We start from the raw sequence: 21,833 nt of genomic DNA on the forward strand, positions 1-21,833 counted from the left end.
CACCTCCTGATCATTGTTATTCTTCATTATTATTCCCTTGGAAGAAAATCATAACAAATTTGAGCAACTCTAAAACGGAGATTAATGCCGCAGCTACATATGTCAATGCCGCAGCGTTTAACACTTTGTTAACGCCACGAACTTCATCATTAAAGATAATCCCTTCCGCAAGAAGCAATTTTTTGGCACGAGAGCTTGCATTAAATTCTACCGGAAGCGTCACTAATTGGAACGCTACGGCTGCCGAAAAGAGAATAATGCCAAGGCCAATGAGCGAAGCTTGGTGCAACAAAAACCCGACTAACAATAGAAATGGAGCAATTCCAGAAGAGAAATTCACTACTGGAAACATGCGGTGCCGCAAAACTAGCGCTCCGTAGGATTGCTGATGCTGGATCGCATGGCCAACCTCATGGGCGGCTACCGATACAGCAGCGATGGAACGTCCGTAATAAACAGGTTCAGATAATCGAACCGTGCGTGATAATGGATCGTAATGGTCTGTTAATGTACCGGGCACTAATTCAACGGGTACATGATATAAACCGTTGGAATCGAGAATCTTTCTTGCCACTTCAGCCCCCGTAAGGGAAGAGTTGGCATGGACCTCGGCCCACTTATTAAATGTCCCTTTTACTTTAAATTGTGCCCAAAGCGACAAGCCAAATGCTAAAAAAATGAGGATATCCATCGGATGAAATAACATGACATTCCCCCCTTTGTCACTATGGCATAGTATTAAAATTCTTCATCTTCTCCGCCAAAGAAATCGTCAAAAAATCCTTCTTCTTCAGCTTCCTCATCAAAGCTTAATGCTTCTTCGACGGCGTCACCAACGAGTTCTTCCACTAACATTCCCGCAAACATCCCCGCAGCAAAGCCGCCAATCGCTCCCATCATACTATGCCCTCGCCCATGCAAATGAGAAGTATGGGAATAATGAGTCATGTAAGATGATGCTGCATATTGATGCGGCTGCTCGATCATTTCTTGCATCGTTTCGCGAAGTTTGCCAGCCAGCATGTCTGCATCATTTAATTCTGCATATGGGAAAAAGATTTCCCGCTTTAACTCTTTTTCTTGCAAGCCAAAGGCTCCTGCATATACGTCCACTTCAAGAAGCAGACGGATTCCTTCCTCTTCAAGCAATGCAAAAAACTCCACTTCTTGAACAGCCTCTTTAAATTGCTCAGTTGGAAACCATGCAAATTCTTGGCCATACGGTTTTAGTGTTCCTGAAGTCGCCTTTTCCCGGAAACCAAGCTTTTCAAAAGCAACGAAAATTTTTTCTAAAGGCAACGGCGGAAGAATTTGCACAGCATCTTCATCTAAATGATCGACACCGCCTGCAATATCAAGACGGGTAACAAACGTGTAATAAATACCGTGTCTTGACACTGGAAGCGTTTTTGGCAACTCATAGGTAAAAGGCAATACTTTCTTCTCGCCAGCTTGAATGACAAAGGCAGAAGCGACTGGAATTGTTGCCACTGTTTTTGTCTGCGCTTGCCCGTTTTGCTTTAATGTTAACCGGAGTTCTACAGCAATTTTGTTGATATGCTGTTCTACCGTTCCTCCTTCAATGAGAAATTCGCCGCTAATCGTCTCGCCCAGACGCGCTTGGGAATGATGCAGCACAAGATTGATGTTTGCAGAGCCAATCCCAAGTTTTGATAAAAACTTTTTTAACATTCTTTTTTCATCTCTCCTTAACTATTGATTTAAATAAAAGGATTTTCTCCAAGCAATATCGCTAACGCGTGCAACAATGCATAGCCTTGTTGGGCCAATGGCTTTGTCATCAGCTTGATCTGCTGTTCATTTAATTGCTTAAGCAACGGTTTTAATTCCAATACTTCTTCTTGAATATGTTTCATCTGTTCTTGAAGATGCTCAATTTTATCTACGATTTCATCCACAGCAACTGGCTGATTTTTGATAATCTGCAACCATTCTTTGATTTCTTCAAGCGTTAAATGCTGCTTTTTTAATGCATTGATTAACCGCAAATGCTCAAGACTCTCTTCGGGATAATAGCGATAATTTGTCTCAGAGCGAACAGGTTCGAGTAACCCTAATTGCGTGTAATAGTCAATTGTCCGTTTGGAAACTCCAGCTAAATCTGCGAGTTCACCAATTTTGAGGAACTTCCCAATGAACTCACTCCCCAATATATTTTTGGAATCATCAATTAGAATTATATTCTTAAAAAACCGTACAGTCAAACGTTATACTGTTATTTTTTTTAAAATTAGCTTCAGTCACTACATACGAATATATTCTGAGTTTGGATTCATCCATCATAAAAAAGCAGAGGAAAACCTTTAGTAGCAAAAATTAACCAAACGGAGGCACGGATCAGTCATCGATTAATTCGAGGCTTAAATGCTGAACAGCCTTTCCCCGGTCGAATACCGGGGAAAGGCCGCAGCTTAATATGCTCTTTTTTCATTGTCTACTTGACATTCGATACAAAATTCCAATGCAATCCAAGATGTATTCCTACTAATATAATGGATATTGCCGAGAAAAAATGATGAATATTTCTCCACGGACTGTCTTTAGACTCTGCGAAAGGGAATAGTGCTTGCGAAGTACATATTCCACTAATGACAATAAGCAAAAAAGAAAGGAGCAACAGGAAATTGATGATATAGCCAAACCGAACTCTGGGTGCAAGCGATTTGGTGAAAAATTTAGCTGTTATTGCAATAATCCATTTTTTATTGAGCAGAACAACGAGAGCGTGGGGGTTATTCGCAAGAAATGATTTTAAAGTAGGTAGGTATTGAAGACACTAAAACAACTGGAAGGGAAGCCGGTCTAGGAAGGAATGTTCATCTTCGTTCAGACCAAGGATTCCAATATACGGCAAAACTACACCAACTCAAAGAACTGAAAGCCATTCTAGAGGGGAATTTGTCATAATGCTTCTTGGCAGAGAAGTTGTATTTTAGTGCACCAAAATAAAATTAGCCCGCTGCATCGTTTCTTTAATGACTTCCGCGTCGAAAATGAGCGCCGGCTCGGGCGTTATGCACCGCCTCGTTTCACGATCACCATGCGCGGGAAGCAATGGCCGCACTTCTTTTCGTTCCTTACTATTTGCTTTATAAAACATCCCGGCAGCCAAAACAGTTTTTAGCTGCCGGGATTCACATTTTAATAGACAGAAAAGATGGCTTCTCCTTTTGCGACTTCTTTCCCGTTTTGATTGACGGCAGAAACAGCGAAACGCAATTTCTTCTCTTCCTTTTCCTTGACCGTCGCCTTTAATGTTATGACATCATCGAGAAAAACCATTGATTGAAAGCGAACGAAATAATCGCGAATAAACCCTTCTTCATAATAGGGCGTAAACAGTTTGGCGAGATTTCCCATCGTCCACATTCCGTGCGCAATAATTCCCGGCAGCCCAGCTTTTTTCGCTTCTTCGTCTATCGTATGAATCGGATTGTAGTCGCCGGAAGCACCGGCATATTTAATGAGATCGAGACGGGAAACAGGCGAAAGCTTAATTTCTGGCAACAACTCTCCTACTTTTAATTCGCTGATTTTCGTCATACGATCATCGCCTTTCTTACTGCTTCTGTAATAATGATTGTCGATGTGGACGTGAAAATAACGTTTCCGGAAGGGTCTTCCCCGTAATTCGTGATGATTAAAAATCCAAGCTTCCCCATGCTGCTTTGTTTTTCATAGTAATCTTCCACTTTGGAATAGCAATATAATTCCTCGCCGACATAAAGCGGCCTTTCATAATGAAACCGCTGTTCACCGTGAATCAGCCCTTTGCTGGGAAGTTTCAAGCCTTCAATCACGCCGTAGTCAAACACCCTTGGAAATGTCGGGGGCGCGATGTTTGTTTTATATCGTGACATTTTTCCCGTCTCTTCATCCCAATAAATTGGGTGCGGATCGCCGATCGCTTCAGCAAACTTTTTGACCGCTCCCCGCTCGACAACATTTTTTACTTTGTTGGAGCATTTTCCGATATATTCGGCAAACATCTGACCGTTTCCCCTCCCGATTTTAATTTTTTGGGCCGCCGGCCACGTACAGCACCTGGCCGTTAATAAACGAAGACTTCTCATCGGCGAAGAAAGCGACCGCCTGGGCAATATCTTCCGGTTTTCCGCTTCTTCCGACCGGGATTGTCGCCACATTTGCCTGAATCAATTCTTCAAATGAAATGCCTAATCTTTCCGCCGTCGCTTTTGTCATATCTGTTTCGATAAATCCTGGCGCCACCGCGTTCGTTGTGATGCCGAATTTTCCTAATTCAATCGCCAGCGTTTTTGTAAACCCTTGGATTCCGGCTTTCGCCGCGGCATAGTTCGCCTGACCGCGGTTGCCAAGGGCAGATGTTGAAGAAATGTTAATAATGCGTCCGTACCGCTGTTCCACCATATATTTTTGAGCGGCGCGGGCGCAATAAAACGCTCCTTTTAAATGGACATCCATCACGTTTTCCCAATCATCATCCGTCATTTTAAAAAGCAAGTTGTCGCGAATGACGCCGGCGTTATTGACAAGAATATCGAGCGACCCAAATTGGTTGACAATTTCTTTTACCGCGGTTTCGACTTGTTCACGGTCAGTGACGCTCGCGACTTTTGCATATACTTCATAGCCTTTTGCTTTTAATTCATTTGCCGTTGCGTGCAACGCTTCTTCATTTAAGTCGATGAACGCCACTTTCGCTCCTTCTTCAGCAAAACGTTCAACAATCGCTTTTCCAATTCCGCGGCTTCCGCCAGTAACGAACGCCACTCTTCCTGCAAATCTCCCACTCATTCATTTCTTCCTCCCTCATAAAATCTTTGCTTGATAAAAAATGACAATACAAAGATAACGTTTTCATTTTTTTATAAACATTGCCCAAGTTCACCTGTCCTTGAACAAGTTTCTCGCGATCACCATGCACTGAATTCACTTGTTCCATTCTTTCCTATGATTCATACATATGCATATTACTAGAAATGATACCAACCAGTTGGTATGTCGATGTTATTATATTTGAAAATTTCTAAAAATACAATATTTTTGTTTTATAACTATCATTTTTTGTTAAAAAATAAAGAAGATAAGCAGATGCAGTTGAATCAATGTTCAACGTGCATCTGCAATGTATTGCTGCACTTTCGCAACTGTTTCCCCGATTCCTGCATGGAGGACGATATCAAATACATCATTCATTTTCGTCGGCGTTTTATTAACAAGGACTTTACGGATATGAGGAACCTCCGCGGCGACATAGGAAGGAATGAAATTGACGGGAGCGACTTCCAGGCTCGTTCCCATCGCGATTAACAAATCGCTGCCATCCGCAGCTTGCAGCGCCTCTTCAAATCGTTGAACCATTCCCCCAAACAAGACAACATCCGGTTTTAAAATTTCGTTGCATACTTTCCCATTCTTCAATGTCCGCACACACCGCGGCACATCATGGCTATTGACAAACGCCAAATCATATTTTGCTTGACATTTCGGGCATGTCGCCGTCTGCAACGTACCATGTAACTCAACAACATTGGTGCTTCCCGCTTTCTCGTGCAACCCGTCAATATTTTGCGTCAAAATAACCACTTTTTTCCCTATATCTTCTAGCCACTTCAAAAAGAGATGGCCTTGATTTGGCGAAAAATTTCCCATTAATTTCAATGAAAAAATCCGCTTAAATTTATGCCAAAAATCAACAGGATGGTTTTTAAAATAATATTCAGAAATATAATATTCGACATTTTCCTCTTGCGCATAAATCCCGTTTTCACTGCGAAAATCCGGAATTCCCGATTCAGTGCTCATTCCCGCTCCAGTCAATACAGTAATTTTCTTTGCGTCCATAACCCATTGCGCAAATTCTTTTATTTTATCCATGTCCATTGCTCCTTTCTATCTATGAATGTTGAATGGAATACTCTCCTTCTCTTATCATATATTAATTTTTCGTGTTCAAAAAATATCGCAATTAACAAAAAATGCCGATTATTATTAATTATTTTATCTCCTTCTCTTTATTATATTATCACTTTACCAAATTAAAATAATCATTTATGATGATAAAGTAAATGAGTTGTAGAGATGGTATCATATAAGGAGGACTACTATGACAACGAAAAAATGGGGTTTATGGATTTTAACCGCCTTTGTCGTCGGCAACATGGTCGGCGGTGGCATATTTATGATTCCGGCAAGCCTAGCGCAAGTCGCAAGCCCAATGGGATCAGCGCTTGCCTGGGTGGCAACCGGATTGGGAGTGCTCATGATTGCGCTTGTGTTCGGCAGTTTAGTGACAAGAAAGCCGGAATTGAAAGCGGGGCCGCAAAGCTACGCGCAGGCGATGTTTTCTTCGCCAAAAGCGGGAAACATGGCAGGCTACAGCATGGCATGGGGATATTGGGCGGCAAACTGGGCGGCGACCGCGTCTGTCATTATTTCTTTTGCCGGCTATTTAAGCACTTTTTTCCCGATTATGCAAAGCGACCGCGTTCTCATTGCCATCGGAACATTTCAATTAGAAACAGGAAAAGCGCTCACGTTTGCGGTTTGCACGATTGTATTATGGGGAATCCAATGGATTCTCGCCCGCGATTTTCAACGCGCGGGAAGCATTAATATTTTGGCAACGGGAGCGAAAGTCATCGGCTTTCTTCTTTATATTATTGTTACCGTCTCAGTGTTTAACGCCGCGAATCTTGGCAGCGGATTTACATTCATGGATGAAAAGGGACAAGCGGTATCCGTTCCAAGCCAAATCAACGGGGCGGCAATTACGATGCTGTGGGCATTTATCGGCATTGAATCAGCTGTTATGCTGTCAAACCGCGCGAAATCGCAAAAAGATGTGAAAATCGCGACATTGCTTGGATTAGTTATTTCGGTGCTTATTTACATAGGGATCACATTGTTAACAATGGGGGCTCTTTCACAAGAACAGCTGCAGCAATCGCAAAAGCCGCTCGTGGACGCGCTGCACGCAGTGATCGGCAGCAACGGGGCCTACATCATGGCGATTTTAGCGCTTATTTCCTTGTTCGGCTCGACAATCGGCTGGATTGTCGTCAGTTCGGAAGTTCCTTATCAAGCAGCAAAAGAAGGACTGTTTCCCGTTTTCTTTGCGAAAACGAATCGAAACGGCAGCCCTGTCCGTTCTTTGTTTATTACCAATTTCATGACGCAAATTTTTCTTTTTTCGACCATATCGGGAACAGTGAACGAAGCATATAATTTCGCGATTGTCGTCGCAACGCTCGCCTACTTAGTTCCGTATCTTGTCTCAGCATTGTATCAGCTGAAATTAATTATAACGGGAGAAACGTATGAAAACGCAAAACGCATTCGCATCCGGGACGGCATCATCACAACAGTGGCGCTAGCGTACTCGGTTTGGGTCATCAAAACGGGAACGGCAGATTGGCATACATTTTTCTTAGGCATCGGTCTATTTGTGGCCGGATTAATCCTATATCCATTGCTTATGAAGCAAAAACTAAGCGATGATCACAAACAGACAGAACTGCAAGGAACGTAAAGGGACCAATGCAAAAATCCTGGTCCCTTTTGCTTTTATTTTCTCCTCGCTATCTTATTTTGCTTTTTCGCTCCGCCACTTTCTCTAAATATAGGTTCAAAAAATCGACAACCAGCTATCCCAAATTTTTCGAACAGTAATGCTATTATTTCCTTTCTGTCCTATCATGAACACAAAATTTAGATAAACATTGGCAAAAAAAGCCCGAAACGAACGTAACAGTTCCAATTTAATATGACATGCTTCCGGCGACAATCAAGCCGACAATAATCGAAATGGCAAATAAGCTAAACCCGACCGCGAGATTGCCTTCCTCAACTTTTTTGGCCAAGTTGGTTTTCGGCGTGAAAATGTATTCAAGCGCAAAATACACGAGAATTTGCGTGATAATGCCAATGACGCCCCATAGAAGAGCATCAGGCAAACTGACGCTGTTGCTCCAGGCAGCGTAAATGACAATCGCCAATCCTAACGCTTTGCCCCACAATTTCAGTGCCACGGCCATATTGCCTTGGCGGATTAATTCGCGCTCGGAAAATTTCGTCGTTAAGCTGAACAGGCCGATTCCGACCCCCATCAGCACAAGTCCTAACACGGTGTAAAACAGAAAATTCATCACATACGTCATTTTCTTCATCCTTTCATCATTACAGGTAAATAATAAGACAAGTTATTTGTAATCATTCCCCCCGCGCGCAGGCCGATTCCCATTGCTTTGCCGTTAATTAAAAAACACGTATGCAATAACCTCACCGTTTCATAGCCGTTGATGGTTTTGACCACCGTTTCGGGAAGCGGCATGTATTGTTGGTACACAGGCGTTTCGTCCTTATATGTTTGCTGGATATCGGCAACCATCGGCTCGCCTTTTCCGCTTTTGATGACGACCGTGTCGCCTTCGCGCCCGAATGCTGGTTTTTGCACATACATTAATTGCTGATCAAGAAAATACTCTTCATCTAAATAAGTCGGCAGAAAATGCTCGGAAATCCATTGACGCTCCTCTTCTGTGAAAAACGGATTTCCTTCTTCATACAGCCCCCAAATAAGCGCCTGTACCGCTTTCGACTGAAGCAAAAACGCGGATGGCGGATTGATGAGGGCGACTTCCCGCTCCTTCCACAGTCCCAGCAGCTGCACTCCTACTTTCGTTCCGTCTGGAGAGCGATCTTCGACTAAATGTTCAAGCGGATATGTTTGCCGGTATAGCACATCGATCCGCCTTCCTTCCCCATCATATAATCCGCGCCGCAACATGCCGCCGCCACGCAACCGGACATCCTCGGCCACAACATAGAGCTCATGAAGCGGCACATAAGCCGCTTCTATTCCGCTGATGCGCTGCAAATAACGGACCGTCTCGCGGTCTTCCATATGATCTTCATGGGAAGTAAATACGACATACGGCTCTCCATCGCGACGCAATAAACGGTATGACTGCCAAATGGCATGCAGAATGGCTTCGGCGACATCATGCACTTCTCCTTTGTTCGGCGAACGTAAATGAAAAAAGGAAGCAACACGCTCATTGATATCAAATGTTTCGCGAATAAATGTCGGTGTATCCGCGTTCAATTCGATCAGCTTAAACGTTTCACCAACATGCACAAGATCGGCCCGAGCGATCACGGTTTCCGCCGGAAGCGCGGGAATGCGCAAAAACGGAAGCGTATCTGGATGAAACCCTAACAATCGAAGTGTCTCATCGGGCAGCCGCCGCAACAAGCCTGCAGTTTTCCGAAACAAATAGCCAATGCGGTTTGTTGCCGTTCGTATTTGCTCCGCTTCCTTTTCTGTTAACATAACGTAATCGAACAACGCATATTCTGCACCGTATAAGTCAGCCCAAAAATCAGGGATTGCCCCGTAAAACCGGTCGCGGCGCTGGCGGTGTCGTTCAACGGAATACATCGTCATCCTCCAAAAAAGCTGCCTTTCGTTCCTGAACCGATTCCGGATTTCGCCTTTGCCTTAAATTCCGTGCTCTGTTGGTAGCTTTTATACGCCGCGGAACGCTGCAGCTTACGTTTAGACGGGTAATAATGTCCTCCATAGTAATAATGGCGGTGATAAGAACTGTCCTCATCATCACAAACATATGTCCCCGTCGCCGAATCCCATTCCCAATCGTCACAATCCTGATCCTTCGGTTTTGGCGGCAAACTTTCATCACTGCAGGCGGCAAGCGAAGCGGCCATCAACGTCGACAGCACGCCAACCATCATCTTCTTCGTCTTATTCATCGGTTAGCCTCTCCTTCTTCCATAACAAATCCTGTTGGCGTCACATAAAGAACATACACTTTTCGGTCCTCGTCAATTTCCGCACTATCGCGAAGCCATTCTTTTCTATGAAAATATGTAAATGAACTCCCTATATACATCATCACATCGAGATGGGAAGAAAGCTCCAGCGCTGCGATCACGGGGTGCTTGTTCTCCGCATCAAGCTCACGAACTTCCAGCCGTAAACTGTTGCTTTCCACTTCTGCTTCTTTCCGCCCTCGCTCATATTCCTCGACGTAAATAACAAACGTATCGTGTTCCAGCGCCGAGGAAACTTGCCGGTACGTCACTCCCTCTTTGACAAAAAATTCGCATTCGCGCCGGGTAATGATTTGCGGCAAGTCGATCGATTCATAAAAATAAAGCAACCGGTAAATTTCCCCGCCAAGCCATAGCCGATACTCCAATCGATTCACGATATTTCCTTCCTTTCCAAGTCTAATACAACTACTAGTACGAATATTACAAGAATGAGTTTCACTATTCAATGAACTTTTCCAATAATTATAAGACAAACAAAAAAAGAGAAAAAAAGCGTTATTGAATCAATTCATTTTTACCGCTTGTTTCTCTCTTCACATGCAAATGCGTTATTTATCATAGGCAAAAAACGCCGAAGTCAGTTGATGAAAGGAGCCACTATCCTTATAAAATTTTGATTAATACCGGATAAATATAAGGCTGTGAAGGTTGGGGGATGACCTTCCATTTATCTGCTTTGATGACCGGGACCTCCACTCCGTTGTATGTGGTAATCTGTAAAGTTCCTTCTATTTCCATCCATGTATCTGGCTGATATTGGCTTGCCTTTTCAAATTCGGTTAAAAATCCTATCACGCTGGCATCTGCAAGGCAATGAGTTATGAGAAACCTCGAGATTACAAGTTGATGAGAACTCAATCCCGCTGCTTTGTATACAAACCCGCTTACTTTGATTTTCTTTCCACGGTAGCTTTCCGGATGATTTTGCATTTCCTCATAATAAGGAGCAAACACCTCTTCGTTCATCACGATGACCGTTTGGTTTTTTAGCCTCTCCATTTTTTGCTTGTACTCCGCTTGGGAAAGATAGTTATCGTTAGGCAAAGCCTTTTGATGATCGATGGCCGATAAAGAGTCTTGTTGCTGGCTTGCACGGGCTGGAGGAAGAACGGTTCCTTTTTTCTCGGCCAGGGAAGCATTGAGCACAGCTGGCGGAAAAGCGAATCCAACCAACAGCGGAAAGAGGATAATGAAAAAACTAACCCGTTTTCCCACTCCAACATGCGAATGATGATCGTGCCCACATCCGGCATGACAATGCGGATGACCGTCTGGTTCCCATATGCGGAAAATCTGAATGAGCAACAGCAGCACAAATATCCCAGCAGCAATTTGGCTCATCATGACATATTTAGGATTCACATATTTCGTTATTTCATCTGTAACGTGCAGGCGAATGAAAAAAAGCGAAAAACCCGCTAAAATAATCGCCCGCAAAAACTGCTGAAAATGAAAGCGCATCACATTCCACCCCCTTGCATCATCTTCGTTAGATGCACGCTTACGAACACAACGAAAGTAATAAAAACAAACAAAACGAGCACAAACTTAGCCCGAAATCCACTCAACAGCATAATCGTATTTTTCAAGTCAATCATCGGTCCGTAAACTAAAAACGCGAGTATAGAAGAAATTGGAAACAATCCTTTCAATGAAGCCGCGATAAACACGTCCGCTTCCGAACACAATGATAAGAAATAGGCCAGTCCCATCATGACGATGGTCTTTCCGAAATCGCCATCACCAAAAAGGGATAGAGATTTAGTATGTACATATGTCTGCATCAACGCAGCGATACAAGCGCCAATAATTAAATACTTTCCCATATCAAAAAACTCATCAATCGAATGTTTGAACACTTCCTCCAATTGCTGAAACAATGACACACGTTTAACATGTTCCCGTACATCCGGCACAGCGGCCGCTTTCAGCTGATTAGACGGAAATAAGAAACTTATAGCCAAGGCAATGATCAAAGCATCGATAAAGCCAATCCCCATTCGCAATGCCGCGATGGTGCCATCATTTCCAAACGCCATATACGTGGACAAAATGACGATCGGATTTATCAGCGGCCCCGTCAACAGAAAGCCGACCGCGGCATGCAGCGGCACTCCTTTTGCTACCAGTCTTCGCACAATCGGCACAATTCCGCATTCACACGCAGGAAAAAAAGCTCCAACGACACACCCCATTATGACGGCGAGAAACCGATTTTTCGGAATCCAGCGCCGGATTTGTCCTTCTGTAACAAAAATTTGGATACATCCGGCAATGATAACACCAATCAGCACAAACGGAATCGCTTCAATGATAATGCTTAAAAAAATCGTACTAAATTGCTGAAAGGAATCTGGAAGTTTCCTCGACCACGCTGCCCCTATAAACTGACTGGCCAGCATAAAATAAGCAGCAATCGCGGTCACAACAATCCCGGTTATATCAATTAACGTAGAAGAAAACCGACGATACATCCCCGTCCCTCCTTTACATTCCATTCATGCGAAGCATTAAAACGTAATGATTACTATTTACTAAATTATATGCTCATAGCTTCTGTCACATGTCTTCTCAATCCCTATCTGTCGAGCTGTTATGATGCATGCGCCTTGGCAACAAAAAAAGGCCGGAATGACGGCCTTCTTAACAATAAATCAAGCGGAAATAGCCATTTATCTTTTCTATCATTGCCGCCAAAGCGGAGCTTTTGGATCAACAAAAATATAAAAAACAGCAATAGCTCCATAGTGTTTGCTAAAAGCACAAATAAATGATCCCCCACAAAAGATGGTAAAAACAATCATAATTAGCAACAGAAATGAGAACATGACGCTTCTTGCCGTGATTCCGTGACGGATACAAATTTATTTGACAATTAAGACAGCTCCATTTTTTATCTAAACAATGCGTTTATAGGGCTTCTCCAACGGAATGAATAATGACATTTTCGTAAATGGTAATTTAATGGAGCGCTTTCCTGTCACTGCCTTATTTCATCATGGGAATTATTTTTAGCTTAGCTAATTTTATTTTCTTTCAATGACATAACGGCGCTGCCAGACAAGCGATAAAACTTCTCTTTTTCCATTTCTACTTACAATTTTCCATGTAGCTTGTCTTCTCTGAAATTGCTGACTTCCACTTTGCTCCATCGGTTATATGTGCCCCAATAACAGCAATTTCAATAGATTGCGCAGCACTAGCCATATAACGCCGTATACCGCTGCCCCAATAACCGTAAAAACAGCATACAGCAATTTCCGAATCAAAAACGGAAAAGGGGATACTCTTTTATATAGATAAACAGGAAACCAAAAAAATAAATTAATTATTACATTGGATATTCTTTCCCACAGTGCTTCTGGATGTTTTTCATAGCCTAAGTCATAGGAATATACCACTAAATTAGCACCAAAAAAAACTGCTATAGCTACCCCCCACTGTGATACGAATATCGCCCCTAACGTATAATCAAGGAGAGTAATCCATGTGTATGGATCAGATAATAGAAACCATAGGTCTGACATCATCAATTTATATGCCTCCTTAAACCATAGCTAGCTAAACCACTTTTTTATGGATGCCGGGATTTCTGTCTTTCTGGCTACATCCATTCCTTGAAAGTCATTATTATTAAATTAAGTTTTAAAGAATGAGCTTGATGGAGCCAAGCTCACTGGAGAAGCGCCTGCTCTATAGCAGCGGCAAATATGAATCCGCATCCATTGCAAATTCCTCTAAGGACCACGCTGTTTTCTGTTACACTTCAATAACTTCTTTGAAGCGAGCCGCTCGTTCTATCCATTCACCGACCGTTGCTAAATAAATACGGACCGGTGTTTTCGGATGCGGCGTATACTCGACAAGCCACACTCCGTTTTGAGATGGAAGAAAAAAGAAAAGATCTCTCATATGATAAAGCACATTCTCCATATAGAGATCGGGCGAGAGATTATCCGTTCCATTAGGGAAATGAAAGGTAGTGAGATTGTATAAATATCGGTTTTTCGCTTCAAGATCCTCAAGGAAATGTTCGAAGCTTCTTTTTTCCTCGTCCGTAAATTCACTTTTCTTCTTAACTTTGTCTACTTTTTTCGGTTCGTTCAGCCAGTCGAACGCTTTCTCGGTCAGAAAAAATTGTTCTGCAGGCACGGAATCTCCTGATGAAAATGAATAATACTCACGAATTTGATCTAAAATTTCGTCAAATGTTACGTAATAAAACTCATGAATAATATCTTTATATATAATATGCGCCAACCAGTCGTCCCCTTCGTAATGATGGAACATTAGCGCCCTTTTGCGCGGCATGTCCGTCCCTCTTATGATCCATTTTGACTGCACATAACGATTGATAAATGTTTTCATTTCATCGGATATTGGTTCTTCGCCACGCTCAGCTTTTTCATCATCGATAATCCCCTTTAAAATAAGCTGATGCTCCGCTGTCTCCAAAATTGCTTTCCATTCTTTTTCGCTCCTTTTTCCAAACGTTGCTGCTCCTATCCCTTTAGCAACACCGGGATAATCACATACCCCCACCAACAGCATCAATTCCGCCGTTGTACACGTCATGACAAACTCCATCGGACTCCTCCTCTTCCTTTTTCCATTCTACTTTTGACTTTCTATGTATCTTGCTTTCTTACAATTGCTGCCAGCTCAAAAACCTAGCCTGTCCATTATAGTTGCCCCAACAACAGCAATTTCAATAGGTTGCGCAGCAACAGCCATATAATTCCGTATACCGCTGCCCCAATAACCGTAAAAACAGCATATAACAATTTCCGAATCAAAAACGGATAAGGAGATACTCTCTTATACAGATAAACCGGAAACCATAAATACAAATTGTATATTAGATTAAGTATCTTCTCCCATAGCGCTTCCGGATGTTTTTCATAGCCTAAGTCATAGTAATATACCACTAAATTAGCACCAAAAAAAACTGCTATAGCTACCCCCCATTGTGATACGAATATCGCCCCTAACGTATAATCAAGAAGAGTAATCCATGTATATGGATCTGATAATAGAAACCATAGGTCTGACGCCATAAAGGTTGATATGCCTCCCTAAACCATGGCTAGCTAAACCACTTTTTTCAAACATTGCTGCTCCTATCCTTTGGCAACACCGGGATAATCACATACCCCCACCAACAGCATCAATTCTGCCGTTGTGCACGTCATGACAAACTCCATCCAGCTCCCTCTCTTTCCTCTTTATATCCGTTTTCTCTAAAATTGCTGATTGCCAACTTGAAAACTTTGCTCCATCGGTTATATGTGCCCCAATAACAGCAATTTCAATAGATTGCGCAGCACTAGCCATATAATTCCGTATACCGCTGCCCCAACCACCGTAAAAACCGCATACAGCAATTTCCGAATCAAAAACGGAAAAGAAGACACTCTTTTATACAGATAGACAGGAAACCATAAAAACAAGTAATCTAATAGATTGAATACCTTTTCCCACAGCGCTTCCGGATTTTTGGAATGACCTAAGTCATAGTAATATACCACTAAATTAGCACCTAAAAAAACAGCTATAGACACACCCAACTGTGATAAGAATATCGCCCCCAACGTATAATCAAGAATAGTAATCCATGTATATGGATCAGATAATAGAAACCATAGGTCTGACGTCATAAGTTTATATGCCTCCTTAATAACTGCAGCAGCTAGCTAAACCACTTTTTTATTGATGCCGGTATTTCAACCTCTTTAATCGCATCTGCCGCCTCGTCAACTACTTTTCCCCCAGCGTCTTTTATTTTATCGCCAAACAGCGAACTAGCGGTTCCGCCTACAAACGCTCCGGCCGCCCCGCCTATAATCATCCCCGGCGGTCCTCCTATACTGCCAATCAGGATTCCCACTCTTGTTCCTACGTTTATAGCAAATGTATCTACTGCAATTCCAGTTAAAACACGGCCAATCCGTTCTGCCGAACTTTTATTTTGATTTTCTGGACTTACATACTCTGTTATATTGGCACCAATAGTAATGTAAGTCCCTGCTCTTGGTATGTTATTAGCTACTGTCTGCATTCCCTTCGCTTTCGTTGCAGCTTCAGTTGTTTCTTTAACCCCTGCCGATACCCGGTCTATCAATGCATTTCTGAACTCTTCCCCGGTCAATATGCCTTCAATATTTTTAGGGTATCCTGCCATATGTTTAATAAAGTCTGATGGACTCCGGTAACTAGAAAAAATTTTATGCAGTATTTTTTCATACCAACTAACAGGTTCTTTTCTCATCACTTTGATAATGAATTTAGCCAGGGGCGATTCGTGTTTTGTTTCGCTTGTCCATGAAGGGGGAGCTTTCACCGCGAATCGATAGTCGCCTTTTATTTTTTGCCATAAGGTCGGTGCTTGACGAATATATTTTATTTGCAAACCTTTCGCTACTTGCATGGAAGCGAGAAACGCCACAAGCCTTGTGCCAATAATGATATTATCTCCTGTACTTAATTTTTCGTTTATTGTGGCGAAAAAATCAGTGAAAGGATATACCCTTTCCTTCATTTCATCCTTTCGCAATTTAACCGTCAGCGTTCTATAATCTGGATGACTGTTTAGCTTCCCCAGGTTAAACGATAAAACCGAAAAATCTTCTTGGCAAAACATCGACTCGATAAGCGCAATATAATTTTTCATGATTTGAAGATCAGCTTCCAAACTGCTGATTTCTTTCGTCTGTTCAGAATCAAACTTCCGCAAATCTTCCACTGTTTCTGCCGCATAATCTTCCGCTTTTTTTAATCCGTGCATAAAACGCTGATCGTCTAATCTTGTCAAGTAAACGATATCGTTTACTTCATTCATATAACCATTGGCCTCGTCGACTAAGTCCTTGACAGTGTTTTTCATTCGCTGTAATGCTGAAGCAATCTCATATTCCAAAAAGCTTTCGCGAATAAATCCGTTATTTGCCGGTTCTAAATTATTCAGTGATTTTCCTAAGTTAACGAGAAATCTTTGATAGTTATCGATGAAATTTTCGAGAAACCGTAAAAACGGAATGTGGCACTCGTTATAAAAAAAGCGAATAGCCTTGGCACCTTCACCAGCGTAAAAAGACTCGGAATGTGTAAATGATTGCATATCATCTTTAATGTTATTTATTTGTTCCTTTTGCGCTTTTAGTATGGCTTTTAATTCCTTGATTCCATTTTCTAAATCAGAGACATCTAAGACTCTCACTCATTCCTCTCCCCTTTGGCTCTTTCCGATAATAGAGGAACTTATCGCTTGGTCCGTTTCCTTCATGGCATCAAGAGAATGAAAGGTGGATTGTATATTAGAAAGCAGGAGCGTTTTATATTTTTCTAAAAGATGACGTAGTTCGCCATTAAGTTCATCCAATTTCCTCACAACATCTAGCTCATTTTCTCCGGCTATAGACGAAAGATAGGAAATAGTTAACGCTTCCGTGGTGTTTTGCAGTTGACGAAGCTTTTTTTCTACCTGTGCAAATCGTATATGGATTTCGCCATTCACTCACAACTCCCCCCTCTTTTTCAATCCGCTTCATCGCTTTCAACAAACATTAAAGCATCAATAATTCATTGCCCCTATTGCTCTGCTTGCTGTGCTTCTAGTTGCGCAATCATTTGTCTAATCAAATTAATTTCTTCCTTGATGTCATTCGCTTTCGCCGAAAGCTGATCGAAAACCACGGAAAATTGCTGTTCCATCATATCTTGATAGGATTCCAACATATCTTCATGTCTTATTTGCTGGAATTTTTCTGCCTTCTTTCCATCCCACGTGTTAGACGATAGTTCAGGTTCCATTACAAAACGCTGATAAGCCTGGAACTCCGCCTGCGAATTCAACAACTTTGCTTCACAATGGTAAACACGCTGTAATTCTTCTTCCTTCTTGCGCAATAAAGAGTAATAGGAAGCAAGGGTCATACAACGGTCCTCCTACATTCATAAAACTCCTACTTTTAGTAGGTAACCAAATTTACTATATCATGGAAATATACCCACAAAAAGAGAGGAAAGGTGGATTCCTTTCCTTTTTAATTGAAGGACTTTAAGACTAGTAAATGTGTTTAGTCATTATTTTTATATGTCTACAGGTTGTAAAAAATTAGTACTATTATCCCTTATATTATTGATGGACAACGCGATTGCGCACAAGAAAATCTACAGCAAGCCACTTCCGCCTACAGATTGCAGGGTTCTTCAAACATATACCAACGGTGTACCAATCAAGTCCATGAAGTTCGGCGACAACTCTTGCACATTTCTTCAAAAGATATTGGTACCCTTTTACATGAATTCCACCTATTTTGCTATGCACCTTTCAAGAAAAAATAAAGACCTCCCTTAAGAAAAAGGGAGGCTCTCGCTTACTTTACATCATACCCTTGTTCTTCAATGGCTTCTTTCAATTGGTCCAAGCTGACTTTCGTTTCATCATAATCAACATCGACGGTGCCTTTATCAAGATGAACTTCGACGCGGTTGACTCCTTCTAGCTCTTGAAGCGCATTCGTAACTGCCATTTTGCAATGGTTGCATGTCATTCCTTGCACTTGTAATGTCGTTGTCATAATGGATTCCTCCTTATTTTTATAGTTTCACGCGTTTTAGGCGAAGGGCGTTTGTCACTACCGATACGGAGCTGAACGCCATTGCCGCTCCGGCAATCCACGGCTCCAACAGCCCCGCAGCGGCAACCGGAATGCCGATCGTATTGTAAAACAGCGCCCAAAACAAGTTTTGCCGAATGTTTGTCATTGTTTTGCGGCTTAATTCGACCGCTTTCGGAATATGCGCCAAATCGCCGCCGACTAATGTGACATCGGCCGTTTCGATGGCGACATCGGTTCCTGTGCCGATCGCCATGCCGATATCGGCTTTCGCTAGCGCCGGAGCGTCATTAATGCCATCGCCGACCATCGCCACTCGTTTGCCTTCCCGCTGCAGCGTTTCGACGATGCTTGCTTTGTCTTCCGGAAGCACCTCAGCGTATACATGGTCGATTCCCGCTTGTTCGGCGATCGCTTTCGCCGTCCGTGCATTGTCGCCTGTGACCATGTAGACGTCAATTCCCATTTGTTTTAATGCACGGATCGCTTCTTTCGCGTTTTCTTTGATCGTATCAGCAACAGCGATGATTCCGGCAAGCTCTCCATCGATGGCGACAAGCATCGCTGTTTTTCCTTCTGTTTCTAATTGTACCATCTTCGCTTCATGTTGCGACATGTCGACATTGTTTTCTTTCATTAGTTTTCTCGTTCCGACAAGAACACGTTTTCCAGCGACTGTCGCTTCAATGCCGTGGCCCGCAAGCGCCGTAAAGCGCTCCAACGGCTTTACCGGAATTTGTTGTCGTTTTCCATATTCGACAACCGCCTGTGCGAGCGGATGCTCAGAGCCGCTTTCCGCCGACACGGCATAATCAAGCATTCCTTCTTGAAACTCAATGACATCTGTTACTTCCGGCTTTCCTTTTGTCACCGTTCCGGTTTTATCCAACAGCACCGCGTTGATTTTATGCGTTTCCTCTAAATATTCACCTCCTTTAAAGAGAATGCCATGTTCCGCTCCTTTTCCAGTGCCGACCATGATGGATGTCGGCGTGGCAAGCCCGAGCGCACACGGGCATGCGATAACAAGCACAGCGATGCCGACTTCCAACGCTTTTGGCAAATCGCCCGGCGTGACAAAAAAGTACCAAACAACAAACGCCAACACGGCGATGCCAACGACGATTGGAACGAAAATTCCCGAGATGACATCGGCCAACCGCTGAATCGGCGCTTTTGAGCCTTGTGCTTCTTCAACGATTTTCACGATATTCGCCAAAGCCGTATCTTTTCCGACCTTTTCCGCCTGAATCGTAAGAGTGCCTGTCGTGTTGATCGTCGCGCCGATGACGCGGTCTCCTTCTTTTTTATCAACCGGAATCGATTCTCCTGTAATCATTGACTCATCAACAGCAGATGCGCCCGCAATCACGATACCGTCTACCGGTATTTTTTCTCCCGGCTTGACGATAATCGTGTCGCCAACGGCCACTTGTTCGAGCGGAACTTTGACTTCTTTGCCGTCACGGACGACGAGCGCTTCTTTCGCTTGCAAGCTTAACAGTTTCGAAATCGCTTCGGTCGTCCGCCCTTTCGCACGCGCCTCAAAATATTTTCCGACAAGCACGAGCGTGATAAGCACCGCGCTTGTTTCAAAATATAAGTTTGGCATATAGTGCGCGTTGCCAATCGTTTTGACCGCTTCCGCCAAGCTGTAAAAATAGGCGGCGGAAGTGCCGAGTGCGACAAGGACATCCATGTTCGCGCTTTTATTTCTTAATGAGCGATACGCGCCAACGTAGAAAGGACCGCCGATATAAAACTGCACAGGTGTCGCGAACAGAAGCTGCACCCATGGATTCATCAGCCAATCGGGCATCGGCAAACCAAGGTCAAATGGCAGATGCGCGATCATCGTATAAAGAAGCGGAAGCGATAAAACGATGGAAATCATAAGCTGCCGCTGTTTTTGTTTCAGCTGTTCTTCTTTAACCCCTGCTCCCTCTTCTTCCTTCCGCACTTGTCCTTTGTAGCCAAGCTTTTTGATTTTCTCTAAAATCGCCTCAACGGATATGATGCCTTCGTTATATTCGACAACCGCGCTGTTTGTGGCTAAATTGACCGTGGCGCGTTCCACTCCTTCCATGCGCTGCAAGCCTTTTTCAATGCGCGCTGCACAAGCAGCGCACGTCATTCCTTCGATATCGAGCATGACCTTTTCCGTTGCAACACCGTATCCGAGCTTTTCGATTTTCTCTTGAATATCGCGGACGCTTTGCTTCGCCGGATCATATTCGATCGTCGCTTTTTCCATCGCTAAATTAACGTTTGCTTCGACTCCGTCCATCTTATTGAGCACTTTCTCAATGCGGCTTGAGCAGGCGGCGCATGTCATGCCAGTAATATGCAGCGTCACATGCTTTTTCTCGCCCATCGCGCTTCCCTCCCTATTTCGAAAATTGGTTGATGACGGTCATTAATTCCTGTATCGATTCATCGCCGTTGCCTTCGCGAATCGCTTTGGCGACGCAATGACGAACATGCCGTTCCAGCAAATGCAATCCGACTTTATGCAGCGCCGCTTCAATCGCGGAAATCTGGATTAAAATATCAATACAATACCGGTTATCCTCCACCATTTTTTGCACCCCGCGCACTTGCCCCTCGATGCGCTTTAAACGCTTGACAATGTTCGCAATTTCTTCTTCCGTGCGCGGTACCATTTTAGGATTAGGATGATGCTCTTCCGAGTGATTCATGTTTTTCACCTCATTCGATCATTCTATATACATTATACCGGTAATGGGTATAAATATCAATTGGAACGCCTTGCTTTTTTCTTAACACAGTTGCTGTGCCGTTACGCTTGTCCTTGATAATCACGTTGATAATAACTTTGCACATCTGGAACCACTAATATTATTTCAACTCCCATTCCTTTTCGAGATGTTTTTATTTCGCTAAAATAGTGGTTACTCGAAATAACATCTTCTTTAGTTAAAAGCAAGTTAAGATTTTCTGTTTTAAACATGGCACTGCTTTCATTTTGAGAAGATAAATCCAAGCGAATGACATTCTTGTAAAAATCAACAGACCTTTGCAAATCTTTCACAAACAATTCCAGGCGGATATTTACCGTCATTTCCATTACCTCCAACCAAACATCCTTGTCATTTTAATGCCACCGATCGACTATTTCGAACAAGAACCTTGTCTATTCCTAGTCCCATAAATAAAAAAGCCCTGCCAAACGGCTCGGGAGTTCAAAGATGGCGCTGAACCGAGGGTGATATTTTCTTCTTTTCCTCAATATCGCCCCTTATCGCCGAGCTACTTTAGGGCTTCAATTTTTGTTAAGATATATTAAATTTCATTGTCGATTTTCATTTTTTTCAGTACGATTATGTTTGCGAT

26 protein-coding genes are annotated in these 21,833 nt (G+C 42.9%); 1 reads left to right on the plus strand and 25 read right to left on the minus strand.

Going from position 1 to position 21,833, the window contains the following annotated elements:
- Positions 1–16 precede the first annotated feature (16 nt).
- The 8 genes from AOT13_RS13480 to AOT13_RS13510 all read right to left on the minus strand — a co-directional run bounded on the left by AOT13_RS13480 (position 17) and on the right by AOT13_RS13510 (position 5,880).
- Positions 17–706, minus strand: a complete 690-nt coding sequence (locus AOT13_RS13480; RefSeq protein WP_003250270.1) for a zinc metallopeptidase — start codon at positions 704–706, stop codon at positions 17–19.
- Positions 707–738: 32 nt separating this feature from the next.
- Positions 739–1,692 (minus strand): sporulation protein, encoded by a 954-nt coding sequence (locus AOT13_RS13485; RefSeq protein WP_042385261.1) that lies wholly within the window; start codon positions 1,690–1,692, stop codon positions 739–741.
- Positions 1,693–1,721: 29 nt separating this feature from the next.
- On the minus strand, positions 1,722–2,225 hold the full coding sequence (locus AOT13_RS13490; protein ID WP_230457097.1) for a MerR family transcriptional regulator: 504 nt from the start codon (positions 2,223–2,225) through the stop codon (positions 1,722–1,724).
- Positions 2,226–2,455: 230 nt separating this feature from the next.
- Positions 2,456–2,638 (minus strand): DUF4405 domain-containing protein, encoded by a 183-nt coding sequence (locus AOT13_RS21475; protein ID WP_072000121.1) that lies wholly within the window; start codon positions 2,636–2,638, stop codon positions 2,456–2,458.
- Positions 2,639–3,162: 524 nt separating this feature from the next.
- Positions 3,163–3,564: a MaoC family dehydratase gene (locus AOT13_RS13495; RefSeq protein WP_003250264.1), complete on the minus strand. Its 402-nt coding sequence runs from the start codon at positions 3,562–3,564 to the stop codon at positions 3,163–3,165.
- The gene (locus AOT13_RS13500) at positions 3,561–4,010 is read right to left on the minus strand and encodes a MaoC family dehydratase N-terminal domain-containing protein (RefSeq protein WP_042385258.1); all 450 of its coding nucleotides are present in this window, start codon (positions 4,008–4,010) and stop codon (positions 3,561–3,563) included. The genes AOT13_RS13495 and AOT13_RS13500 overlap by 4 nt, the downstream gene beginning before the upstream one ends.
- A 22-nt stretch (positions 4,011–4,032) precedes the next feature.
- Positions 4,033–4,797 carry a 3-oxoacyl-ACP reductase FabG gene (gene fabG / locus AOT13_RS13505; RefSeq protein ID WP_003250261.1) on the minus strand — a complete coding sequence of 255 codons (765 nt, stop codon included), beginning with the start codon at positions 4,795–4,797 and terminating at the stop codon, positions 4,033–4,035.
- A gap of 315 nt (positions 4,798–5,112) precedes the next feature.
- A complete protein-coding gene (locus tag AOT13_RS13510) occupies positions 5,113–5,880 on the minus strand; it encodes an NAD-dependent protein deacylase (RefSeq protein ID WP_042385256.1) in 768 nt (255 codons plus the stop codon).
- Between the two features lie 229 nt (positions 5,881–6,109).
- Here AOT13_RS13510 and AOT13_RS13515 point away from each other — a divergent pair, with 229 nt between their 5' ends.
- A complete protein-coding gene (locus tag AOT13_RS13515; protein WP_003250257.1) occupies positions 6,110–7,534 on the plus strand; it encodes an amino acid permease in 1,425 nt (474 codons plus the stop codon).
- A 229-nt stretch (positions 7,535–7,763) separates the two neighbouring features.
- Here AOT13_RS13515 and AOT13_RS13520 read toward each other — a convergent pair whose 3' ends face one another.
- The 17 genes from AOT13_RS13520 to AOT13_RS13600 form a co-directional block, all read right to left on the minus strand.
- Positions 7,764–8,162, minus strand: a complete 399-nt coding sequence (locus AOT13_RS13520) for a DUF350 domain-containing protein (RefSeq protein ID WP_003250255.1) — start codon at positions 8,160–8,162, stop codon at positions 7,764–7,766.
- A 5-nt stretch (positions 8,163–8,167) separates the two neighbouring features.
- Positions 8,168–9,445, minus strand: a complete 1,278-nt coding sequence (locus tag AOT13_RS13525; RefSeq protein ID WP_042385255.1) for a glutathionylspermidine synthase family protein — start codon at positions 9,443–9,445, stop codon at positions 8,168–8,170.
- 2 nt (positions 9,446–9,447) lie between these two features.
- On the minus strand, positions 9,448–9,777 hold the full coding sequence (locus AOT13_RS13530) for a hypothetical protein (RefSeq protein WP_003250252.1): 330 nt from the start codon (positions 9,775–9,777) through the stop codon (positions 9,448–9,450).
- Positions 9,774–10,235 carry a hypothetical protein gene (locus tag AOT13_RS13535; protein WP_013876869.1) on the minus strand — a complete coding sequence of 154 codons (462 nt, stop codon included), beginning with the start codon at positions 10,233–10,235 and terminating at the stop codon, positions 9,774–9,776. The genes AOT13_RS13530 and AOT13_RS13535 overlap by 4 nt, the downstream gene beginning before the upstream one ends.
- A gap of 229 nt (positions 10,236–10,464) precedes the next feature.
- On the minus strand, positions 10,465–11,322 hold the full coding sequence (locus AOT13_RS13540) for a TIGR03943 family putative permease subunit (protein ID WP_013400764.1): 858 nt from the start codon (positions 11,320–11,322) through the stop codon (positions 10,465–10,467).
- Positions 11,322–12,335, minus strand: a complete 1,014-nt coding sequence (locus AOT13_RS13545; protein WP_042385252.1) for a permease — start codon at positions 12,333–12,335, stop codon at positions 11,322–11,324. The genes AOT13_RS13540 and AOT13_RS13545 overlap by 1 nt, the downstream gene beginning before the upstream one ends.
- 681 nt (positions 12,336–13,016) lie before the next feature.
- The gene (locus tag AOT13_RS13550) at positions 13,017–13,391 is read right to left on the minus strand and encodes a hypothetical protein (protein ID WP_042385251.1); all 375 of its coding nucleotides are present in this window, start codon (positions 13,389–13,391) and stop codon (positions 13,017–13,019) included.
- 229 nt (positions 13,392–13,620) lie between these two features.
- Entirely contained in the window at positions 13,621–14,448 is an 828-nt protein-coding gene (locus tag AOT13_RS13555; protein ID WP_042385249.1) for a hypothetical protein, read from the minus strand.
- Positions 14,449–14,543: 95 nt separating this feature from the next.
- Positions 14,544–14,918, minus strand: a complete 375-nt coding sequence (locus AOT13_RS13560) for a hypothetical protein (protein ID WP_042385247.1) — start codon at positions 14,916–14,918, stop codon at positions 14,544–14,546.
- Positions 14,919–15,143: 225 nt separating this feature from the next.
- Positions 15,144–15,518: a hypothetical protein gene (locus AOT13_RS13565; protein WP_042385244.1), complete on the minus strand. Its 375-nt coding sequence runs from the start codon at positions 15,516–15,518 to the stop codon at positions 15,144–15,146.
- 32 nt (positions 15,519–15,550) lie between these two features.
- A complete protein-coding gene (locus AOT13_RS13570) occupies positions 15,551–17,077 on the minus strand; it encodes an LXG domain-containing protein (protein ID WP_042385242.1) in 1,527 nt (508 codons plus the stop codon).
- A complete protein-coding gene (locus AOT13_RS13575; RefSeq protein ID WP_013400756.1) occupies positions 17,078–17,374 on the minus strand; it encodes a YwqI/YxiC family protein in 297 nt (98 codons plus the stop codon). It lies immediately after the preceding gene.
- A gap of 74 nt (positions 17,375–17,448) precedes the next feature.
- Positions 17,449–17,793: a DUF5082 domain-containing protein gene (locus AOT13_RS13580; RefSeq protein ID WP_042385239.1), complete on the minus strand. Its 345-nt coding sequence runs from the start codon at positions 17,791–17,793 to the stop codon at positions 17,449–17,451.
- Positions 17,794–18,236: 443 nt separating this feature from the next.
- Entirely contained in the window at positions 18,237–18,440 is a 204-nt protein-coding gene (gene copZ / locus AOT13_RS13585) for a copper chaperone CopZ (protein ID WP_003250225.1), read from the minus strand.
- Positions 18,441–18,459: 19 nt separating this feature from the next.
- Positions 18,460–20,853: a heavy metal translocating P-type ATPase gene (locus AOT13_RS13590; RefSeq protein WP_042385236.1), complete on the minus strand. Its 2,394-nt coding sequence runs from the start codon at positions 20,851–20,853 to the stop codon at positions 18,460–18,462.
- 13 nt (positions 20,854–20,866) lie between these two features.
- A complete protein-coding gene (locus tag AOT13_RS13595; protein ID WP_003250220.1) occupies positions 20,867–21,178 on the minus strand; it encodes a metal-sensing transcriptional repressor in 312 nt (103 codons plus the stop codon).
- Positions 21,179–21,279: 101 nt separating this feature from the next.
- Positions 21,280–21,561, minus strand: a complete 282-nt coding sequence (locus tag AOT13_RS13600; RefSeq protein ID WP_042385234.1) for a VOC family protein — start codon at positions 21,559–21,561, stop codon at positions 21,280–21,282.
- Positions 21,562–21,833 lie beyond the last annotated feature (272 nt).

This window comes from Parageobacillus thermoglucosidasius, from assembly GCF_001295365.1.
In the GTDB taxonomy this organism is placed as follows: domain Bacteria; phylum Bacillota; class Bacilli; order Bacillales; family Anoxybacillaceae; genus Parageobacillus; species Parageobacillus thermoglucosidasius.